The organism is Arthrobacter sp. UYCu723, from assembly GCF_054059215.1.
Map to the genome: position 1 here is coordinate 754,429 of NZ_JBSSBW010000001.1, position 17,332 is coordinate 771,760.

The 17,332-nt window shown below is 65.3% G+C and carries 18 protein-coding genes; 3 read left to right on the plus strand and 15 right to left on the minus strand.

Going from position 1 to position 17,332, the window contains the following annotated elements; all coding sequences use genetic code 11:
- Positions 1-12: 12 nt before the first annotated feature.
- From ACVWZ8_RS03335 to ACVWZ8_RS03380, 10 genes are all read right to left on the minus strand, one after another.
- Positions 13-999 (minus strand): 3-hydroxyacyl-CoA dehydrogenase family protein, encoded by a 987-nt coding sequence (locus ACVWZ8_RS03335; RefSeq protein WP_456503786.1) that lies wholly within the window; start codon positions 997-999, stop codon positions 13-15.
- 2 nt (positions 1,000-1,001) lie between these two features.
- The gene (locus tag ACVWZ8_RS03340) at positions 1,002-1,484 is read right to left on the minus strand and encodes a ribose-5-phosphate isomerase (RefSeq protein WP_456503787.1); all 483 of its coding nucleotides are present in this window, start codon (positions 1,482-1,484) and stop codon (positions 1,002-1,004) included.
- Positions 1,481-3,268, minus strand: a complete 1,788-nt coding sequence (gene dhaL / locus ACVWZ8_RS03345) for a dihydroxyacetone kinase subunit DhaL (protein WP_456503788.1) — start codon at positions 3,266-3,268, stop codon at positions 1,481-1,483. Before dhaL ends, ACVWZ8_RS03340 begins: the two co-directional genes overlap by 4 nt.
- A gap of 60 nt (positions 3,269-3,328) precedes the next feature.
- Complete coding sequence (locus ACVWZ8_RS03350) at positions 3,329-4,333, minus strand: sugar phosphate isomerase/epimerase family protein (protein WP_426976265.1); 1,005 nt, start codon at positions 4,331-4,333, stop codon at positions 3,329-3,331.
- A gap of 80 nt (positions 4,334-4,413) precedes the next feature.
- On the minus strand, positions 4,414-5,478 hold the full coding sequence (locus ACVWZ8_RS03355; RefSeq protein ID WP_456503789.1) for a 2-hydroxyacid dehydrogenase: 1,065 nt from the start codon (positions 5,476-5,478) through the stop codon (positions 4,414-4,416).
- Complete coding sequence (locus tag ACVWZ8_RS03360; protein ID WP_456503790.1) at positions 5,475-6,815, minus strand: MFS transporter; 1,341 nt, start codon at positions 6,813-6,815, stop codon at positions 5,475-5,477. Before ACVWZ8_RS03360 ends, ACVWZ8_RS03355 begins: the two co-directional genes overlap by 4 nt.
- 138 nt (positions 6,816-6,953) lie before the next feature.
- Positions 6,954-7,664, minus strand: coding sequence for a GntR family transcriptional regulator (locus ACVWZ8_RS03365; protein WP_456503791.1), 711 nt, complete (start codon positions 7,662-7,664; stop codon positions 6,954-6,956).
- A 222-nt stretch (positions 7,665-7,886) separates the two neighbouring features.
- Entirely contained in the window at positions 7,887-8,957 is a 1,071-nt protein-coding gene (locus ACVWZ8_RS03370; protein WP_456503792.1) for an alkene reductase, read from the minus strand.
- Between the two features lie 100 nt (positions 8,958-9,057).
- Positions 9,058-9,558, minus strand: a complete 501-nt coding sequence (locus tag ACVWZ8_RS03375) for a hypothetical protein (RefSeq protein WP_426976260.1) — start codon at positions 9,556-9,558, stop codon at positions 9,058-9,060.
- A 447-nt stretch (positions 9,559-10,005) separates the two neighbouring features.
- Positions 10,006-10,662 (minus strand): DUF6318 family protein, encoded by a 657-nt coding sequence (locus tag ACVWZ8_RS03380; protein ID WP_456503793.1) that lies wholly within the window; start codon positions 10,660-10,662, stop codon positions 10,006-10,008.
- A 177-nt stretch (positions 10,663-10,839) separates the two neighbouring features.
- Here ACVWZ8_RS03380 and ACVWZ8_RS03385 point away from each other — a divergent pair, with 177 nt between their 5' ends.
- Positions 10,840-11,274 carry a pyridoxamine 5'-phosphate oxidase family protein gene (locus ACVWZ8_RS03385; RefSeq protein ID WP_426976259.1) on the plus strand — a complete coding sequence of 145 codons (435 nt, stop codon included), beginning with the start codon at positions 10,840-10,842 and terminating at the stop codon, positions 11,272-11,274.
- 35 nt (positions 11,275-11,309) lie between these two features.
- A complete protein-coding gene (locus tag ACVWZ8_RS03390; RefSeq protein WP_456503794.1) occupies positions 11,310-11,759 on the plus strand; it encodes a very short patch repair endonuclease in 450 nt (149 codons plus the stop codon).
- Here ACVWZ8_RS03390 and ACVWZ8_RS03395 read toward each other — a convergent pair.
- A complete protein-coding gene (locus tag ACVWZ8_RS03395; protein WP_456503795.1) occupies positions 11,756-12,382 on the minus strand; it encodes a TetR/AcrR family transcriptional regulator in 627 nt (208 codons plus the stop codon). The genes ACVWZ8_RS03390 and ACVWZ8_RS03395 overlap by 4 nt on opposite strands.
- Before the next feature lie 124 nt (positions 12,383-12,506).
- Here ACVWZ8_RS03395 and ACVWZ8_RS03400 point away from each other — a divergent pair, with 124 nt between their 5' ends.
- Entirely contained in the window at positions 12,507-12,803 is a 297-nt protein-coding gene (locus ACVWZ8_RS03400; RefSeq protein ID WP_426976256.1) for a hypothetical protein, read from the plus strand.
- A gap of 97 nt (positions 12,804-12,900) precedes the next feature.
- On the opposite strand, the gene ACVWZ8_RS03405 is transcribed toward ACVWZ8_RS03400, so the two are convergent.
- The 4 genes from ACVWZ8_RS03405 to ACVWZ8_RS03420 all read right to left on the minus strand — a co-directional run bounded on the left by ACVWZ8_RS03405 (position 12,901) and on the right by ACVWZ8_RS03420 (position 17,296).
- On the minus strand, positions 12,901-14,130 hold the full coding sequence (locus ACVWZ8_RS03405) for a 5-methylcytosine restriction system specificity protein McrC (RefSeq protein WP_456505898.1): 1,230 nt from the start codon (positions 14,128-14,130) through the stop codon (positions 12,901-12,903).
- A 46-nt stretch (positions 14,131-14,176) separates the two neighbouring features.
- The gene (locus tag ACVWZ8_RS03410) at positions 14,177-16,408 is read right to left on the minus strand and encodes an McrB family protein (protein ID WP_456503796.1); all 2,232 of its coding nucleotides are present in this window, start codon (positions 16,406-16,408) and stop codon (positions 14,177-14,179) included.
- A gap of 104 nt (positions 16,409-16,512) precedes the next feature.
- Positions 16,513-16,770 carry a hypothetical protein gene (locus ACVWZ8_RS03415; RefSeq protein ID WP_456503797.1) on the minus strand — a complete coding sequence of 86 codons (258 nt, stop codon included), beginning with the start codon at positions 16,768-16,770 and terminating at the stop codon, positions 16,513-16,515.
- Positions 16,771-16,849: 79 nt separating this feature from the next.
- Entirely contained in the window at positions 16,850-17,296 is a 447-nt protein-coding gene (locus ACVWZ8_RS03420; RefSeq protein ID WP_456503798.1) for an acyl-CoA thioesterase, read from the minus strand.
- Positions 17,297-17,332 lie beyond the last annotated feature (36 nt).

A 17,332-nucleotide genomic window follows, 5' to 3' on the forward strand; every position in this document is an offset into this window, starting at 1 on the left:
GAAGGTGCGGACTCAGTTGATGGGGGCGGGGCCGAGCTCGTCGATGAGCTTCTGCATGGCCACGTACGCCTTGTTCCGGTACGCGATCAGCTCCGGCGTGCGCTCCGCCGGGACGTTGAGGAAGCCGGCTCCGGTCTTGGTACCCAGCTTGCCCGCCTCCACCAGGTCGGTGAGGATTTTCGGGGTGGCGAAGCGCTCCGGGAAGTCCGTCTGGAGGGACTTGTAGCAGAAGTTGTAAACATCGAGCCCGGCCATGTCCGCGATGGCGAACGGTCCGAAGAACGGCAGCCGGAAGCCGAACGTGGTGCGGACCAGCGTGTCCACGTCCTCCGCCGTCGCGATCTCCTGCTCCACGAGCTGGGCGGCCTCGTGGAACAGCGCGTACTGGAGGCGGTTGAGCACGAATCCGGTGACGTCCTTGACGACGGCGGTCTGCTTGCCGGCGGCGTGGACTAGCTCGCGGACGGCGCCGACCGTGGCCGCCGAGGTGCCGGCGTGAGGAATGATTTCGACGCCGGGAATGAACGGTGACGGGTTGGAGAAGTGCACGCCCAGGAACCGCCCCGGGTTGGTGACGGGCTCGGACAGGTCCGCGATGGAGATCGTGGACGTGTTGGAGCCGATGATGGCGTCTGGCCGGGCTGCGGCGCTGATCCGGGCCAGCGTCTGGTGCTTGATCGCGATGACTTCGGGGACGGCTTCTTCGATGAAGTCGGCGTCGGCCACGGCTTCCTCGATGTTCTGGGCGGCCCAGAGGTTTTCCTTCAGGATGGCGGTGGAGCCTTCGGGGAAGAGACCCGCGGCCACGAATTCGTCGGATTCCGTGAGGAGCCGCTCGTAGTTCTTCTGCGCCACTTCGGCGGACACATCGGCCAGCGCAACCCGGGCTCCGCCGAGCGCCAGGACCTGGGCGATGCCGCCGCCCATGTAGCCGGAGCCGACGACGGCGATCTTGCGGGCGGCGTTGATGGCGGCTGCGGTATCTGTTGATTCGGTCATGTTCAGACTGCCTTCGTGTATTCGGGTTCGTACGAGCAGATGGCCTCCACCTTGGCGGCGGAGGAGGAGTTTTCATCGAAGCGGTGGCTGAGCCATTCGCCGACGAGCTTCTTGGCGAGTTCCAGTCCGATGACGCGCTGCCCCATGGTGAGCACTTGGGCGTTGTTGCTCAGGACCGAGCGTTCCACCGAGTAGCTGTCGTGCGCGGTGACCGCACGGATGCCGGGGACCTTGTTCGCCGCGATGGCCACGCCCAGGCCCGTGCCGCAGATCAGCAGCGCCCGGTCGGCTTTGCCCTCGGCCACTTTCCGCGCGGCGTCAACGGCCACGTGGGGGTAGGCGGTGGAGTCGTTGGCGCCGACCCCCACGTCCTGCACCGAGGCCACGCGGGGATCCGCTTCGAGGAGTGCCTTCAGGGCGTTTTTGTATTCGACGCCCGCCTCATCGTTGCCGACGACGACGCGCCAGCCTGTTGTTGTGCTCATGCCTGTACTCCTTGCTTTGCCAGTTCGGGGTTCGCCAGTTCGGGGTTCGCGAGCCTGGCGTCGGTGTGTGCAGTTTCGAGGTGGGTTGAGATCCGTGCTGCGATCAGTGCAAACGAAACCGCGCCGGGGTCCGGGTGTCCGAGGCTCTTTTCGGCCAGCGGACGGGCGCGGCCCTTGAGGGGACGCAGTCCCGCGGTCTTGTCTGCGGCGGCCTGGGCGGCGGCCGCAGCCGCGGCGAGCGAAGTACCTACCGGGGCGCCGCCGTCGGACGCTGTGAGGAAGGCGTCCCGGAAGGGCAGCAGCGCGTCCACCATGGTCTTGTCCCCCAGCTCCGCCTTGCCGAGCTCGGTGATGGCGTCGACAAAGGCCGTGACCGCGGCGGCTGCGTCCTCACCGCTGTAGCTGTCCTGGTTTCCCAGGGCGAGTCCGGCGGCGATGAGCGCTGAACCCCAGAGTGCCCCCGAGGTGCCGCCCGCGCGTTCGCTCCAGGCCTCCCCCGCTGCGGTCAGGACCCGCGACGCCGAGGCGCCGCCGTCGTTCGCCGCCGCCTGCTGAGCGGCGGCGACTGCCGCGTCCACGCCGCGCCGCATGCCGATCCCGTGGTCGCCGTCGCCGGCGATGGCGTCCAGGCGGCCCAGTTCCTCTTCGTGCTCGACGACGACGTCCCGCACCTGGGCGAGCACTCCGACTGCCTGCCGCCCGAGGTCCGCCGCTGCCGGAGTGGGTCGTTCGACCTCGGCTGATTCGGCGGCTTCCGGACCGGCCAGTTCGCGGCGGGCGCGGGGTGCCAGGTTGCCCTTGCGGAAGGCCGGGGTGTCCACCGGAGCTGCCCAGTACTGTTCGAGTTCCTCGTCCAGCCACAGCAGGGTGAGGGAGAGCCCAGACATGTCCAGGCTGGTGACCAGCTCGCCGCATTCCGGCTCCACCACGGTGAGTCCCGCGGCGACGAGGCGCTTTTCGATCTTGCCGAAGAGCAGGAACAGCTCGTCGTACTTGACCGTGCCGAGCCCGTTGACGATGGCGACCACGCGGTCTCCGGCCTGGTCAGGCTTGTCGGCGAGCAGCTTGGAAACCAGCAGTTCGGCGAGTTCGGAGGCGGTGGGCATCGGGTGTTCGGATATCCCCGGTTCCCCGTGGATGCCCAGGCCCAGGGACATCTGGCCCGCCGGGACGTGGAAGAGGGGTTCGCTGGCGCCCGGCAGCGTGCAGCCGCCGAACGCCACGCCGAGCGAACGGGTGCGGTGGTTGGTCCTGATGGCCAGCCGTTCGACGTCGTCGAGGTTCAACCCGGCCTCTGCGGCGGCGCCGGCGATCTTGAAGACCGTCAGGTCTCCTGCGATCCCGCGGCGCTTCCCGATCTGCTCCAGCGGGGCGCTGGCGATGTCGTCGGTGACCAAAACGGTGCGGGTTTCAATGCCTTCCGCGTTGAGGCGCAGCTGGGCCTGGCCGAAGTGCAGGACGTCGCCCGCGTAGTTGCCGTAGCTGAGCAGCACCCCGCCGCCCGCGTTGGCGGCCTTGGCCACCCGGTAAACCTGCCCCGCCGCGGGGGAAGCGAACATGTTGCCGCAGGCCGATCCCGCGGCCAGGCCCGGGCCCACCAAGCCTGCGAAGGCGGGGTAGTGCCCCGATCCGCCGCCCACCACCAGGGCCACCTGCCCGGCAGGGACCTCGGTGGAGCGGACCACGCCGCCGTCCACCCGGGCGACGTAGCCGCGGTTGGCCGCGACGAAGCCGTCCAGTGCCTCATCCGCAAAGTCAGCGGGGTTGTCGAAGATCTGGGTCATGGTTCCTCATTGAGTCCGTGTTGGAGAAGTCGTGCTGGGCTGAGTCAGACGTCGGCGAGGTCAGACGCCGGCGAGTTCCGAGGTTGCCGGCTGCTGCCGGCCCTGGGCCACCTGGCTCCGGCCGAGGGCATAACCGTCGGTCTTCGGCAGGACGTGGCGGCGCAGGTAGTCCTGGTTGCTGGCCGTGACGCTGAGTCCGTCGCCGCCGTAGTGCTCGGTGCACAGGATTCCCTCGAAGCCGACGGACAGGGCAATCTTGAATGCCTCGCGGTAGTTGATGAGGCCGCTTTCCATCGGCGCGGGCATGGCGACGTAGCTGTCACGGGCCACGTCTTCATCGCGGATGTAGTTCTTCATGTGCCAGTAGTTCGAGTACGGCAGGGTCTTGGCGACCATCTCGCGCCAGTCCTCGATCGGGCGGTGCACCCGGATCAGGTTGCCGAGGTCCGGGTTCAGGCCGACGTTGTCCAGGCCGATGTCCTGAACCAGCTGCACGGAAGAATCCGCGGTGCCCAGGTAGGTGTCCTCGTACATTTCCAGCGAAAGCAGGATGCCGGCATCCGCTGCGTGGCGGCCGAGCTCGCGGAGCCTGGTAACGGCCTTGCCCCAGGTCTCCTTGTCCCCCACCGGGTCCTTGTGCCCTTCGACGGTCCAGAACCACAGCTGCTTCTGCTGCTCGGCGGTGAGCGCCTGGTGCAGCCCGAAGGAGACCACCTCGCAGCCAAGCTCGGCCGCCGCGTCGATGGTGCGGTGGCTGTAGGCCAGGTTGGCTTCCCAGTTCTCGGCCTCGATGACGCTGCGCCGGATGGCCGAGATGACGGGGATGCCGATGCCGACGTTCTCCGCGGTTTCCTTGAACTCGGCGAGCCGGGCAGAGCTCAGGTCGCCGGGACGGACCCAGCTGTCCGTGAGGTCGGCGTCGGCAAAGCCGGCTTCCCTGACCTCGGTGAAGACCTCGGCCCAGGCGGAAGCGGACGCGTCGTTGATGTGCTTGCCCTGCGCGTCGACGCCGGGGAACTGCAGCAGCGCCGCGGTGATGGGCCAGTTTTCAGCTGTGTAAGCCATGGGTATTCACTCCTTCGTGGAATCCTGTTTCCTATAGGATCTACTATCTGAGGTGGTGTTGTCAAGATCACATGGACGGGTTACGCCTGCTTCGCGGCGAAGGCCGCTGTTGCGAAGACCTCCGGATTCAGGACATGGGCAGGGCGCTCCCCCGCCGCCACCGCCAGGATCGAGGCGATGGCGCTGGCCGCCACATCCAGGGTGAAATCTTCGGTCCAGCACAGCGAATGCGGGGAAAGCAGCACGTTGTCGAAGGTCAGCAGCTCGTCGTCGGGAAGCAACGGTTCCGGCGCAAAGACGTCCAGCCCGGCGCCGGCGATGCGGCCATCCCGCAGCGCATCCCGAAGGGCATCCGTGTCCACGAGCTTTCCGCGGCCGATGTTGATCAGATAGGCGCTTGCCTTCATCCGGGCCAACGCCACGGCGTCGATCAGCTTTTCCGTCGCCGGCGTCAGAGCGGCGCAGAGCACAACGTAGTCCGAGCGTTCCAACAGCTCGTTGAGGCCCAGCAACTCGACGCCGAGTTCGGCGGCCTCCGTATGGCGGCCGCTGCGGTTGTTGCCCACCACCTTCATCCCAAGGGGAGCCAGCAGCCGCGCGCGCTCCGCGCCGACGCTGCCGAAGCCCACGATGCCGACCGTCTGCCCCACCAGCGGCGCGCCCCGGTAGTGTTCGCGCTTCGCCCAGTCGGACGTGCGCGTCAGCCTGTCCTTGGCCAGGAGCTTGTGCGAGAGGGCCAGGAGGAGGGTCAGCCCGGCTACCGCCAACGGCCGCCGGATGGCATCCGGAGTGTTGGTGACAACGACGCCGGCGCGGGTGCAGGCGTCCAAGTCAATGGTTTCGTACCCTGCCCCGAACCGGGCGATCAGCCGCAGCTCCGGGGCGTGGTCCACGGTGCGCGAATCGAAGGCTATGTGCCCCAGTGACAGAACGGCCTGGACCCCGGCGAGATCCGCTACCGGGACCGGGTCCGTGTAGCTGGGCAGAACGCTCCAGCTGATGCCCTTCTCACTGAGCCGCTGCAGCCCCAGATCCCCGTGGATGGAGCTTCCGTCAGGCCTTGCAGCGTCGGCCGTGACCGCCACGGTGAACGGCGGGCGGGTGGCGGCCGCCGTCGTCGTCAATTCATTGGTGGCTGTGCTCATGCGTCGACTCCGTTCTCCGGCCGGTCTGCGGTCGTCTTGTCCCTGATGGGCTCGCGGACCAGGACGGTGTAGGCCACGGCGGCGAGAGCCGCGATGACGCCGCCGATGACGAACGACGGCGCGTAGGAGCCGGTTGCGTCGGCGATCACGCCGGTCAGCAGCGGGGCAAAGGCGCCGCCGAAGTAGCCGCCGAAGTTCTGGATGGCTCCGACGGATGCGACCTGGGAGTTGTCCACGATGTCACCGGGCATGGCCCAGGCCGCTGCCTGCATGGTGGCGACGAAGCCCAGTGCCACGGTCATCACAGCGATGGCGAGCGGGAGGGAATCCACGAACGGGATGAGGCAGATCAGGATACCGGCGGCAACGGCGGCGACCGACATGACGTGGCGCTTGGCCAGGAGCGGATCGCGGCCTGCCTTCTTTGAGTAGCGCGTCATGACCCAGCCGCCGGTGATGCCGAGGATGGCTGCGCCGAGGTACGGGACGGCCGCCAGCCACCCGGAGGTTGCGATGCTCGCGCCGCGCTCTTCCTGCAGGTAGAGCGGCAGGAAGACGATGAAGATGTTCCAGATCCAGATGACGCAGAAGAACCCGGCCATCATTCCCCAGATCTGGCGGTGCTTGAAGAGGCCCAGCCAGGAGACTTTCTTGGCAGCCAGGAGCTGGGTGGCGCGCTGGCTTTCGATGTATTCCAGTTCTTTCGCGCTGATGCGTTTGTGTTCTTCCGGAGCGCGGTAGTAGAGGAATAAGGCAACGGCGAGCACCAGGCCGGCGACGCCGAGGAAGAGGAAGATGGCCTGCCAGCCGAAGGCGAGCATGATGGCAGTCAGGACGGGCGGCGCGATGGCGGGTCCCCACTTGGATCCGCTGTCCCAGATCGCGGTGGCCTGTCCGCGCTCCGCACGGGGGAACCAGTCAGCGGTGAGCCTGGCCGATGCCGGTCCGTTGGGTGCTTCGGTGACGCCGAGCAGGAATCGGAAGGTGACAAACTGCCACATCTTGCCGCCCATGGCCATCAGCGCGGTAGCAATGCTCCAGCCGGCGATGGCGAGGAAGTACATCCGGCGGGCGCCGAGTTTGTCCACGAGCCAGCCGGCGGGCAACTGGCAAAAGGCGTAGGTCCAGGAAAACACGGTGCCCAGGAGCCCAATGTCTGTCCGGGTCATGCCGAATTCTTTGATCAGCTGCGGAGCGGCGATGGAGATCGCACTGCGGTCCATGTAGTTGATGATGCCGGCGGCCAGCGCCCAGCCGAGGATCCACCACCGCAGATTCTTGATGGTGCGGCGTGTCGCTGATTCCTTGGGCCCAGCGGCCAAAGTATCTGTCTGCACACTTCACTCCCTTGTGATTCCCGATGCCGGCACACAACCGCCACAATCGAAGATCCTATAGGGTGTTTGATGTGCTTGTGAAGGGGGTCACAAGAAAGTTATTACGGGTCTGTATTAAGGCTGCGAGCCGGGGTGAATCTACTCTGCCGGTGCGTCCGCGATGGCTCGGCCGCGGACATTCTGCACGTGCTCGGCCATGGCCTCGGCCGCTTTCTCCGGATCGCCGGACGAGAATGCGTCCAGCACGGACTGATGCTCGGCGATGGCATGCTCCGCGTCGGTGATGCCCACTCCCCCAAACAAGCGGAAGCGCTGGACCTGTCCGCCGAGGGCGGCGTAGGCGGCAACCATGAACTGGTTGCCGGTCTGTTCCGCGATCAGCCGGTGGAACCTCTCGTCTGCCTCCAGATAGTCACGGTATTCGGCGAACGACGGGCCCCTTGGCGCCTTCCTGAGATCGACGACTGCCTGCCCCAGCTCGGCAAGGTGCTCCGGCGTCAGCCGCGCGCACGCGAGCCGGGCATTCACGGGCTCGATCGCGAGGCGCGCTTCCATGAGTTCGGCAAAATCCTCCCGGGTGAAGACCGGCGCAACCCGGTAACCCTTGAGCGCCACGCGGCGCACCATTCCGGTGTGCTCCAGACGCGCGAGCGCTTCCCGTACCGGCGTCGGGGACACATCCAGTTCCCTGGCGGTCCCGTCAATACTTACCGCGGTTCCAGGTGCCAGCCGACCGTCCATCAGCGACGCCAGCAGCTCTTCGTAGACGTGGTCAGCGAGGACCTGGCGGCTGACGGGACGGCCCGCGTAGTGGCCCTCAGGGCGACTCCCGGGGGAAGCTAGTTGCATGTTCAGATCCTATAGGACGGGCTGCCGTGGAGCTCTCGGGCAAGACCCGCGGGACATGCCCGTTTCTCTAATTCCCAGCCCGCGGGACATGCCCATTCTTAAGTTCCCGGCCCGCGGGACATGCCCATTCTTAAACGCGAACAGTGGGCAGAATCGTGTTCTGCCCACTGTTCGCGGCTGCGGCTGGACATGTCCAGCGGCGGTTGGTGAGTTCCGGGAGTCCTAGTTCTGGTAGGCCGGGTAGTCGGTGTAGCCCTGTGCGCCGTCGCTGTAGAAGGTGGACTGGTCCGGCTCGTTGACCGGGAGTCCTTCACGCCAGCGGCGGACCAGGTCCGGGTTGGCAATGGCGGGGCGTCCGACGACGACGGCGTCAGCGTGGCCGTCCGCGATCAGCGCTTTGGCTTCCTCACTGGTGGTGATGACGCCGAAGCCCGTGTTCAGTAGGAAGGTTCCGCCGAAGCGGGCGCGCAGACCCTGCACCAGCTCGCTGGTGGGCTCCTTGTGCAGGACACTCAGGTAGGCGAGCTTCAGGGGTGCCAAGGCATCCACGAGGTGGGCGTAGGTTTCCTGGACATCTGCTGCGTCAACTTCGGTTGTGCCCTGGACGTTGTGCTCGGGCGAAATACGGATGCCGACGCGGTCTGCGCCAAGGTCATCCACGACGGCTCGGGTCACTTCAATGACGAAACGCGCCCGGTTCTCCGGGGAGCCGCCGTAGATGTCGTCGCGCTGGTTGGCGGACGGAGCAAGGAATTCGTGCAGCAGGTAACCGTTGGCGGAGTGCAGCTCAACGCCGTCGAAGCCTGCCTCTACCGCGTTGCGGGAGGCCGTCACGAATTCCTGGACGATGCCCGGCAGTTCCCCTGTGGTCAGGGCGTGCGGTACGGGGAACGCCTTCTTGCCCTCGTACGTGCGGGTCTCGCCGTCGATGGCAATGGCACTGGGTGCGACTACCTCGTAGCCACCGGTGGTGTCCTGGTGGGTAACCCGGCCGGCGTGCATGACCTGGGCGAAGATCCGGCCGCCCTCAGCATGAACCGCGGCTGTGACGTTGGCCCAGCCCGCGAGCTGCTCGTCGGTCACGAGCCCGGGCTGGCCCGGGAAGCCTCGGCCTGCGTGGCTGGGGTACGTGCCCTCGCTGACGATCAGGCCGAGCGAGGCGCGCTGGCGGTAGTGCTCGACCACCAGCGGGCCGGGGACTCCTTCGTTGCCGGAGCGGACGCGGGTGAGCGGCGCCATCACGAGTCGGTTGGGCAGTTCCAGCTCGCCGAGGGTCATCGGGGAAAACAGCATGCGCAGTTCCTTTCACAATGGATTGGTTCATTGGCGGTAACTGCGCAGCGTTTGCAACTATTCCATGTGAGACTCGGATCACTGCGAGTGGAACTCCACACTAGGGATTGGGCGGAGAGCCGCCTGGGCACCCTTGGCCTTGGGGGTTCCGGAGACAATCGTCCGCGTAATTCTTGGTAATGGACCGCCACACGCTGACAAGCTGCGGCGGCGAGCTGAAGGAGCCTTGACCCGGGATGGGCAGGGGCGGGCCGCCATTCACGGAGTAGGTGCCGCGGAAATGCGTGGTCAGCACCACTGAGAAGTCCCCGGTCTGGGTGTACGCGTGGCTGGTGAGGGTCTTTTCTCCCCATCGCTCCTGCGGCAACGGGCCGCCCGCCGCCGCTTGGGGACCGAGCGAACCACCATCGCCGTAGGTCCAGGTGTATTCCACGGGCTTTGCCACGACGTGCACCCTCTGAGCCAGAATGGTGACATCGAACTGCTGTTCCGCCGCATCCCCGAAGAAGTTGGTCTCCGCTCCCCGTAGGGTGTGCGGGCTTGGCTGGGCCGTCACGGTTCCTGCCGCGATGGGAAGTCGCTGGAACTCGGTTTGGATCATGGCCGCGATTCGAGGCAGCAAGTCTTCTGGCCTGGCATCAAAGAGGCAGGTAGGGCCGGAATGGAAGGTCCACGAGGGGTTCGCCATTCCGACTGGTGCCTTTAGCCAAACGACAGGAATCCCCTCTTTGCCGTCTGGCCCGTTCTTGCAATCGACAAGGACTGCCAGACAGTCGGTGTCGAAGTCACCTCCGCCCAAGTGACATTGGAGCTCGTACTTATATTGGAAGGGGTCGTGATTTGGAACTCCAGGCTGAGCCCGAACGAAGTCATTTAATGCCGGGTCCCAATCCCACCCTCCGACGTGCACGTCTTTGGGTCCCCATCCGCCGGAAATAGGTGGGTCCACAGCTCCGTCCGCTAGGGCCGGGGACACGGATACACATATCAGCACGCCAACCGTGAGGAGTATTCGCCTAAACACGCTATCTCGAAGGATTCTCATTATCTAGCCGACTATGTTTCCGACATCATCGACGTGCCAAGCATGATTGCGGTAAGCGATGAGGAGAAGATTGCCAGTATCGTCTTCTTGATTACCCTTCTGGGCGACGCTCCCGTCGGCCCTCAAATAGGTCAATGGAACTTGGTGGGCCTGAACCGCCACTTTGTAGGTTCCGTCGGCGCCAATTGAAAATGTAGTTTCTACTGCAGGCGTGGTGATCTGACCGCCGATGAGCCACCGCCCTTCTTGGTGCCACGCGGCTATGACCTTTTTGGCCGTAATGCAAGGGGCACATGCGGGTGAGGTGACACTATCCAATGGCGCCAGATCTCCAGTCTCGTACCCGTAGCTGAGCAAGCTAAACCAATAAGAGGCGAAAGCTACAGCCCCTTCCTTCGTCTCCAGCTTCGCGGCCTCGGGTAGCACCGGAACCGGGACGTTCTGGGCTCTCCCTGAGGCGTCGGCCGGTTTGTAACTGGCGATGGGGCTCGGGGTGGCACTGGGCGTGGTCGACACCGACTGGCTCTGGTTTCCAGCGGACGGCGATGCGTTCGGCTCGGCCCCTCCCCCATTACAGGCAGTGACGGACATCAGGAGCGCGGCAACGAGGGCGGCCGCGCGAATTCGCCTGCTGGTGGAGATCGAAGTGCGGGATGTCATGGTCAGCTACTCCCCCGATAGAAAATCAAGACGCATTAAGCCAAACAATGGCTTAAGGGTAACTGACGTCACATTTTGCTCGTCAGGGTTGTCCACAGGCGGAAGCTCCCACTCCCTGCGTGCAGACAGACCCCTTGGCCTCTAGCGTTTGCCTGCCGGCGACAGAACAATGAAGCCATGATGTTCGAACATGCCGACGGTAACCCCATCCTCAATCTGGACGATGACCAGAGCTGGAAACTGATTGACGGTACTCAGCACGGCAGGCTGGTTGTCACCGTGGCCGGGGAGCCAGACATCTTCCCGGTGAACTACGTGGTCAGTGGCAGGATGCTGTACCTCCGCACCGCGCCTGGCAACAAACTGGCCGAATTGACCATCAACCCCAAGGTGCTGTTCGAAACCGACGGCATCCTGTCAGCGGAGGCCTGGTCCGTGGTCCTGCGCGGCACCGCGCGCGTGCTGGAGCAGTCCGCGGACATCGCCGCGGCGGAATCGTTGGGGCTCAACCCCTGGGTTCCCACGCTGAAGGACTTCTACGTTGAGATCGAGCCGACGTCGGTCACCGGCCGCCACTTCCAGTTCGCCGAACACCCGGAGCGGGAACTCTAATCAGAGCAACCTCAGCCGCCGCCTAGACTTAAACCATGGCGGACAAGCTGACACCGGAGCGGCGCAGCTGGAACATGTCCCGCATCCGGGGGAAGAACACCAAACCTGAATTGCTGGTTCGAAAGTTGCTGCATTCCAAGGGCTACCGCTACCGGCTGCACGGCACGGCCCGCGGAGGCAGACTCCCCGGCAGCCCGGACCTGGTCTTCGCCAGCCGCCACAAAGTCATCTTTGTCAACGGCTGTTTCTGGCATTTCCACGACTGCCGGGTGGGGCAACACGCACCCAAAGCCAACGCCGAGTTCTGGGAAACCAAGCGTACGCGCACCCGGAACCGCGACGCCGAGCAGCTTCGACAGCTTGAAAGCCTAGGCTGGAAGGTGCTTACCGTCTGGGAGTGCGAGCTCAAGAATCCGTCCACGCTGGAGCGGCAGTTGGATGCATTCCTGCTGGCCCAAGCAACAGAAAGCCGGCCAGGAAACTAGCCGCGGTACTGGGCAGTCAGCCAACCGGCCATTTCGCGGGCGCGGCCTGCGGCGGCACGGTCCCCCTCCGCTGCCGAAACGATTGATCCCTTCATGAGGATGTGCCAGGAACGGGAGAAGTTCTCCGGGTCTCGCAGTCCAGCCTCCTCGGCCAGTTGCTCCACATGGCCACGGATCTTGGCGAGGTAGTCGATGCTGGCCTGGCCGAGAGGATGGCCTGGCCCCATTTCGAGCAGGATGTTGACGAAGGAGCAAGCCTCGAAGTCATCGCGCGCAAACCAGTCGGCAAAGACGTCGAAGATGGAGAGCAGCCGCTCTTCCGGGGTCTCACCCCGGCGCCGGGCCTCGGAGACGACCTGGTCAACGGTCCATTGCTGGTCCCGGCGTTCCAGGAAGGCCAGCACCAGCTGGTCCTTGGACGCGAAATGACGGTAAAAGCTTGCCTTGGCCACTCCGGAACGGCTGATCAGTTCGTTAACGCCGACATCGCGGACTCCCCGCCGGGAGAATAAGTCATAGGCAGCGTCGAGAATCCGTTCGCGCACTCCGGATACGGGCAGCGCGTCGCCGTTCGCCACAACAGGCGGAGGCGATATCGCAGCGGGATTCGTTGAAAGAGACATCAAAAAATATTCTAGCGGGTTGCGAGACAGAATGGTCTGTCTCGGGTAAAATTCGAGTCCGGGGGGATTTTGGGGGATTCAGACCGTACTTGTTCCTACTACTACACCCACGGGAGAGCGCCAGATGCCGCACTTGCTGACGTCGAATGAATTGCCCGGTACCGACGCGCCACGCTCCGTGCCGTCCTCCCCCACCCGGCTGGAGGACTACCGGCGGGCCCACGAGGTCGACCCTGATCTTGAACCCCTGCGCAGGCAGGTGTCGACGATCATTGATGCGATTCTCGCTGATAACACGCCGGAAGAGGCGGAGGTACGAGAAAAACTTCGCTGGCATGTCGCCCGCAATCCCGGTAGGCCGGAGAAGGCGCTCATGGGCCACTTGCTTTCAATGTCAGCCCGGCGGGAGGCAGCGGGGTAACTTCCGCCCGCAACTAGCACCTGGCGTGCAGTGGCGTTCGGACACAGTCAATTGCCGCGCGCACAAGAGTCAGGTGCGGCACACGCCACCGTCACCGTCAGCGGCTGATGGTTGCCTGTCGCACGACTTCGCCCCAGGACTGTTGCGCGAGGTCCGCCACCGATGCCAGGATCTCCGACGGCGGCTTGGACAGATCCACCGGAAACTCCACAATGTCGATGTCAGTGTTCAGGATCCGACGCAACTTGATTTCGCCGGCGCCGGGGTAAATGAGCCACGCCGTCGGAACCCGCAGTGAGGTGCAGTAGGCCAGCATCCGGTAATGGTCGCCGGAGAGTGAGGCGCCGACGTCGGCCGCCGCCTGATACCTGGCGTCATAGACCATCACCGGCCGCCCGCCCAACAGGTGCACGGCACCCGGCTGCACCACGATCCGGTCCGAGTCCCGGACAGCCTCGTTGAGCAAAGCGTTGTACCGCAGGCGCATCTCACCGGGGAAGGCCGCCATGGCCTCCCGCAGCGCCGTGCCGACGAAGTCCTCGAACACCTTGGACATGTCCACCACAAACGACGCCGACTGTTGCTTTCCGTCGCCGGCTTCCGCGGAGGCGTTGCGCAGGATCAGCTCGGCGAGGCGCAGGGCTGCGTGGTAGCGGGTGTTCATCCGGCTGGCCCGCCATGCCGGCAGCGGCGCACCGGACTGCAACCGGGTCACGGCCGCCAGCTTTCCCTTCAGCTGGCGCAGCCGGCTGAGTACTGCCGGCCGGACACCCGGCACCTGGGACATCCGCTCCAAAGCGGCCCGCAGGATGCGGTTTTCCGCGATGTCTTCGGTGAACTCGTCATAGGAAACCTCGAGCGGAACCAGCATGCCGGGCCGGCGGGAGATCTGGTCCGAGATGCGGATCCTGCCCTTGACCGTCCGGAGTGATTCGTCCACGTTCAGGTAGCCCTGCAGCACCCCTCGGCTGAGAGCGCGGTTCGCGAGTTGCGCCAGCGATTCTGCCAGTGCACTCCACAGATCCGTGTCCTCGACGGCGGCGACGGAATCTTCGCGGAAACCTTGGTCCCCCGCGTAGCCGAGCATGAACAGCAGCCGTCCCAGACCGAGCCGCTCCTTGGGCCGTACCTCCAATTGCACCGTCGGGGTGCGCACGGAACCCACCCTTCCGACGGGTTCGATCCGGTACAGGCCCATGCCCATCGGCGAGGCTTTCGCCAGGCCGCTTCCGTTGATGTAGGCGGCGCTTGGCGGGTCGAGCCGCTCCGCCACGCCGACGGAGAGCTCATCCAGCACGATGCGGCGCAGCGGCACGGCGCCCGGCACGGCGCCCGGACCCGGGCCCGGAGTCCGCTTCCTGGCCGCACCCGGGCTAGGCGTGCGCAAGGCGGGAGAGCAGTTGGTCCAGTCCGAACCGTTCCTCCAGCTGGGCCCGGTTGAGCTGACCGTGATAGTGCTCCTCGAGCAGCGGCATCAGCTCGTACTTCCAGATCCGGCGCAGGCCCTTGGGCGTCTGGGCAGACTTCTTCATGAAGTAGGACGGCCCGATCATGAGGTCGCGGTCCCACTCGTCAATCGCGTCGTTGAGTGCGTCCATCAGCAGGGCCGGCGTCGTGTCCAGCTCGCGGGCCTGCAGGAACCGCAGCAGCGAGCCCTTTACCGGTTCGGTCTTCGGGTGCAGCTCAATGAAGGAAAAGCGCCGGCGGATGGCCGCGTCCATCATCGCGATGGACCGGTCCGCGGTGTTCATGGTGCCGATGATGTACAGATTGTCCGGCAGCGTGAACGGCTCGTTGGGACTGTACTGAAGGTAGATCCTGTCGTCACGGTATTCGAGCAGGAAGTACAGCTCACCGAAGACCTTCGCGAGGTTCGCCCGGTTCATCTCATCGATGATCAGGAAATACGGCTTGCTCTCGTTGCCGGGCTTGGCGGCCTCCTCGGCGATCCGGCGCAACGGACCGGCCACGAGCTTGAAGGACACCTGGCCCTCATCCGTCTTGTCCGGGCGGAACCCCTCGAAGAAGTCCTCATAGGCGTACGAGGGGTGGAACTGCACAAGCTTGACGCGCTCGTCCGTGGTGTCCCCAGCCAGCTGGGCCGCCAGGTGCTTGGCGAGGTAGGTCTTGCCCGTACCGGGCGGGCCGTAAAGCACCACCTGCCGGTTCTCCTCCAGCAGTTCGGCGATCTCCTGGAGCGGATCCAGGTCCATGTGCAGGGAGGCGGCGAAGTCCGGCGTCAGGGGGCGGAAACCCTCACAGGCGGGTTCGACGACGGCGTCCGGTTCGGTGCCGTCGCCGGCGTCGGCTTCCGCTTCGGTCGGCAGGAGCGCCTCGAGCGCCTGGATGACGCGGGTGATGTCCACAATGATGCCGGAGGTGGCCAGCTGGCGCTGCACGTGCCGGGGCAGCTCCGTCATGTTGTGGGTTTCATCGAACCAGCGGACCTTGCGGGCCAGCCGGCGGTTGTTCTCGTGGTGCTCCGGTTCCCCCAGGACCACTCCCACCCGGACGGTGCCGGAGTGCTGGTACAGGGTCAGGTCGCCGGGCTTCATCACGGTCAGGAACGCGAAGACGGCGGTCTTGGTGTCCTCACGTTCCACATAGCCGAGGTGCTTGTAGTCCTCGTCCACTGCGTGCTGGACCAGCCCGGCAGTGACGCCCGGATCAAGCAGGCGGAGGTGTTCGACGTCGAGCGTCACTGTTTCCTTGGTCTGCCAGGTGCCAAGCAGGTCGGCGTTGTCCTGGTGGGTACGCAGCAGCCACGCGCGGCGGCCGGGGTCCCCCACCTTTCGCCACTGGCTGACGAGCTGCCTGGAGTACCAGTCGATCCGCTGGCCCGCCTGCTCGTCAAGGTGCAGGCGGATGCGGTGGATGTCCGCCGAGATTTCCTCGTCGCTGTCCCCTTTGGCCCCGCCCACGAGGGAGGCAAAGGCGTCACGGATTTCCTGGCGTTCGACGTCGGCTACGACGGGCTCGAAGTAGCTAGGCCAGACGAGGAATTCGATGCTGCGGCGGATTGCCGGCTGGTCGTCGGGGGTGCCCGCAACCAACTGGTGGAATGCCAGCGGATCCCTGACGGCAGCCGAGACCACGCCTGCAGGCCGCCGGGCAACGTGCTGGACAAAGCGGCAGAGCCATTTCAGGTGATCCCAGATGGTCCAGTTGAATTCCGCTGTGCGGTCCCGGATCACGCCGTGGTCCGTCATGCCCGCGTACAGCTCGCCCGGGAGCTCCAGGGGCGGTTCGAGCCAGGATGCCGCCTCGGCCACCCGGGCGCGTTTGACCTTGAGGGATTTCACCTCGTGCGCCAGCGGCAGGGACTGGAGAAACAGCAGTTCAACTGCCAGTTGCTTGGCTCCCCGCGAGGCATCCGCCAGGTTCTCCCGGAGGTTTGTCATCATGGGCGCTTTGGGGTCCGCAACGCCGCGCTCAAGGCGTTCCAGCAACTCCGCGGCAGCCTGCACCGACCAGGTTTTGGTGCGGCCGTCCAGCGCCGACGCTTTGCCTAGCAGCCCCGGCCCCAAGACAAACCACGCAGCGTCCTCAATCTCCTTGGAGATGCCGAGGGCGCGGTGCATGGCAGGCTTTGGGGATGGGGTCATGCCTTCAATTTACAGGGTTAAGCTGAACGCCCGCATCATGGGGCGCCCCGAAGCTACTGCCAAGTAAGTGCTAGGGGGTGGCCCGATTGGCTAGCTGGCCGCGGTTACTTGACCGCGGGACGGCGCTTGACGCCAAAGGTGAAATAGCTGCCCGGGCCGACGAAGTTGACCAGGGTGGCCACCCGCCACAGTGCCTTGCTGCCGCGGATCTGCTCGGCTGGGCGCCGCGAAATATCCCGCTGGGCCGCGATCAGGAGCGAGAGCTGGACGACTGCCGCCGTGATGGTTCCGAACTTCGCCATCGGCGAGAGTTCCTTCCAGGCCTTCTTTCGGGCGTTCTTCTTCTTGCTCTTGTTCACCATGATCTGAGCTCCTTGCTTCCGGGGCTGACTGCCTTCGGGGTGGTTCATTCTAGGGGCGATCCGTGGGCCGAGATAGAGGCTATGGGGCCGGGTGGCCTGAGCCCGTGTGGGCAGGAGTGAATTGCGCGAGCTTCACTTTCTGCTCCGGGGTCAGCCGCAGCACCCGCCCGGTGGCCTCTTCCACGAAGGCCAGGTGGCTCGTGGCGCGGACACAGTCCTCCCGGGTCACGGGATCCCGCAGCAGATAATGGATGTCGAAGCTCGCGCCCTTCACGGCGCCGATCCAGAGCTGGACCGGCGCCGGCACGTTGCGGTATTCGAGCGTCCTGACGTAGCGGATCTTGTGCTCCACCACCAAGGCCAGGGTGCCCTCCGGGATCTCGCTGAACAGCGGCACCGGCGGCTCGATCCCGGGCAGGCCGGCCCCGCGGGGCGGGCCGAACGCCGCGATGCGGGCTTCCTCCAAGATGCGGACGATCTGCACGTTGTTGATGTGGCCGTAGGCGTCCATGTCGCCCCAGCGCATCGGCACCTGCACTTCGATGCGCCGCGGCTCCTCTGC

Coding starts and splice junctions, on each gene's coding strand:
- ACVWZ8_RS03335 (WP_456503786.1), bottom strand. CDS start 999: ATGACCGAATCAACAGATACCGCAGCCGCCATCAACGCCGCCCGCAAG.
- ACVWZ8_RS03340 (WP_456503787.1), bottom strand. CDS start 1,484: ATGAGCACAACAACAGGCTGGCGCGTCGTCGTCGGCAACGATGAGGCG.
- dhaL (WP_456503788.1), bottom strand. CDS start 3,268: ATGACCCAGATCTTCGACAACCCCGCTGACTTTGCGGATGAGGCACTG.
- ACVWZ8_RS03350 (WP_426976265.1), bottom strand. CDS start 4,333: ATGGCTTACACAGCTGAAAACTGGCCCATCACCGCGGCGCTGCTGCAG.
- ACVWZ8_RS03355 (WP_456503789.1), bottom strand. CDS start 5,478: ATGAGCACAGCCACCAATGAATTGACGACGACGGCGGCCGCCACCCGC.
- ACVWZ8_RS03365 (WP_456503791.1), bottom strand. CDS start 7,664: ATGCAACTAGCTTCCCCCGGGAGTCGCCCTGAGGGCCACTACGCGGGC.
- ACVWZ8_RS03370 (WP_456503792.1), bottom strand. CDS start 8,957: ATGCTGTTTTCCCCGATGACCCTCGGCGAGCTGGAACTGCCCAACCGA.
- ACVWZ8_RS03375 (WP_426976260.1), bottom strand. CDS start 9,558: ATGATCCAAACCGAGTTCCAGCGACTTCCCATCGCGGCAGGAACCGTG.
- ACVWZ8_RS03380 (WP_456503793.1), bottom strand. CDS start 10,662: ATGACATCCCGCACTTCGATCTCCACCAGCAGGCGAATTCGCGCGGCC.
- ACVWZ8_RS03385 (WP_426976259.1), top strand. CDS start 10,840: ATGATGTTCGAACATGCCGACGGTAACCCCATCCTCAATCTGGACGAT.
- ACVWZ8_RS03390 (WP_456503794.1), top strand. CDS start 11,310: ATGGCGGACAAGCTGACACCGGAGCGGCGCAGCTGGAACATGTCCCGC.
- ACVWZ8_RS03395 (WP_456503795.1), bottom strand. CDS start 12,382: ATGTCTCTTTCAACGAATCCCGCTGCGATATCGCCTCCGCCTGTTGTG.
- ACVWZ8_RS03400 (WP_426976256.1), top strand. CDS start 12,507: ATGCCGCACTTGCTGACGTCGAATGAATTGCCCGGTACCGACGCGCCA.
- ACVWZ8_RS03410 (WP_456503796.1), bottom strand. CDS start 16,408: ATGACCCCATCCCCAAAGCCTGCCATGCACCGCGCCCTCGGCATCTCC.
- ACVWZ8_RS03415 (WP_456503797.1), bottom strand. CDS start 16,770: ATGGTGAACAAGAGCAAGAAGAAGAACGCCCGAAAGAAGGCCTGGAAG.
- ACVWZ8_RS03420 (WP_456503798.1), bottom strand. CDS start 17,296: ATGCGCTGGGGCGACATGGACGCCTACGGCCACATCAACAACGTGCAG.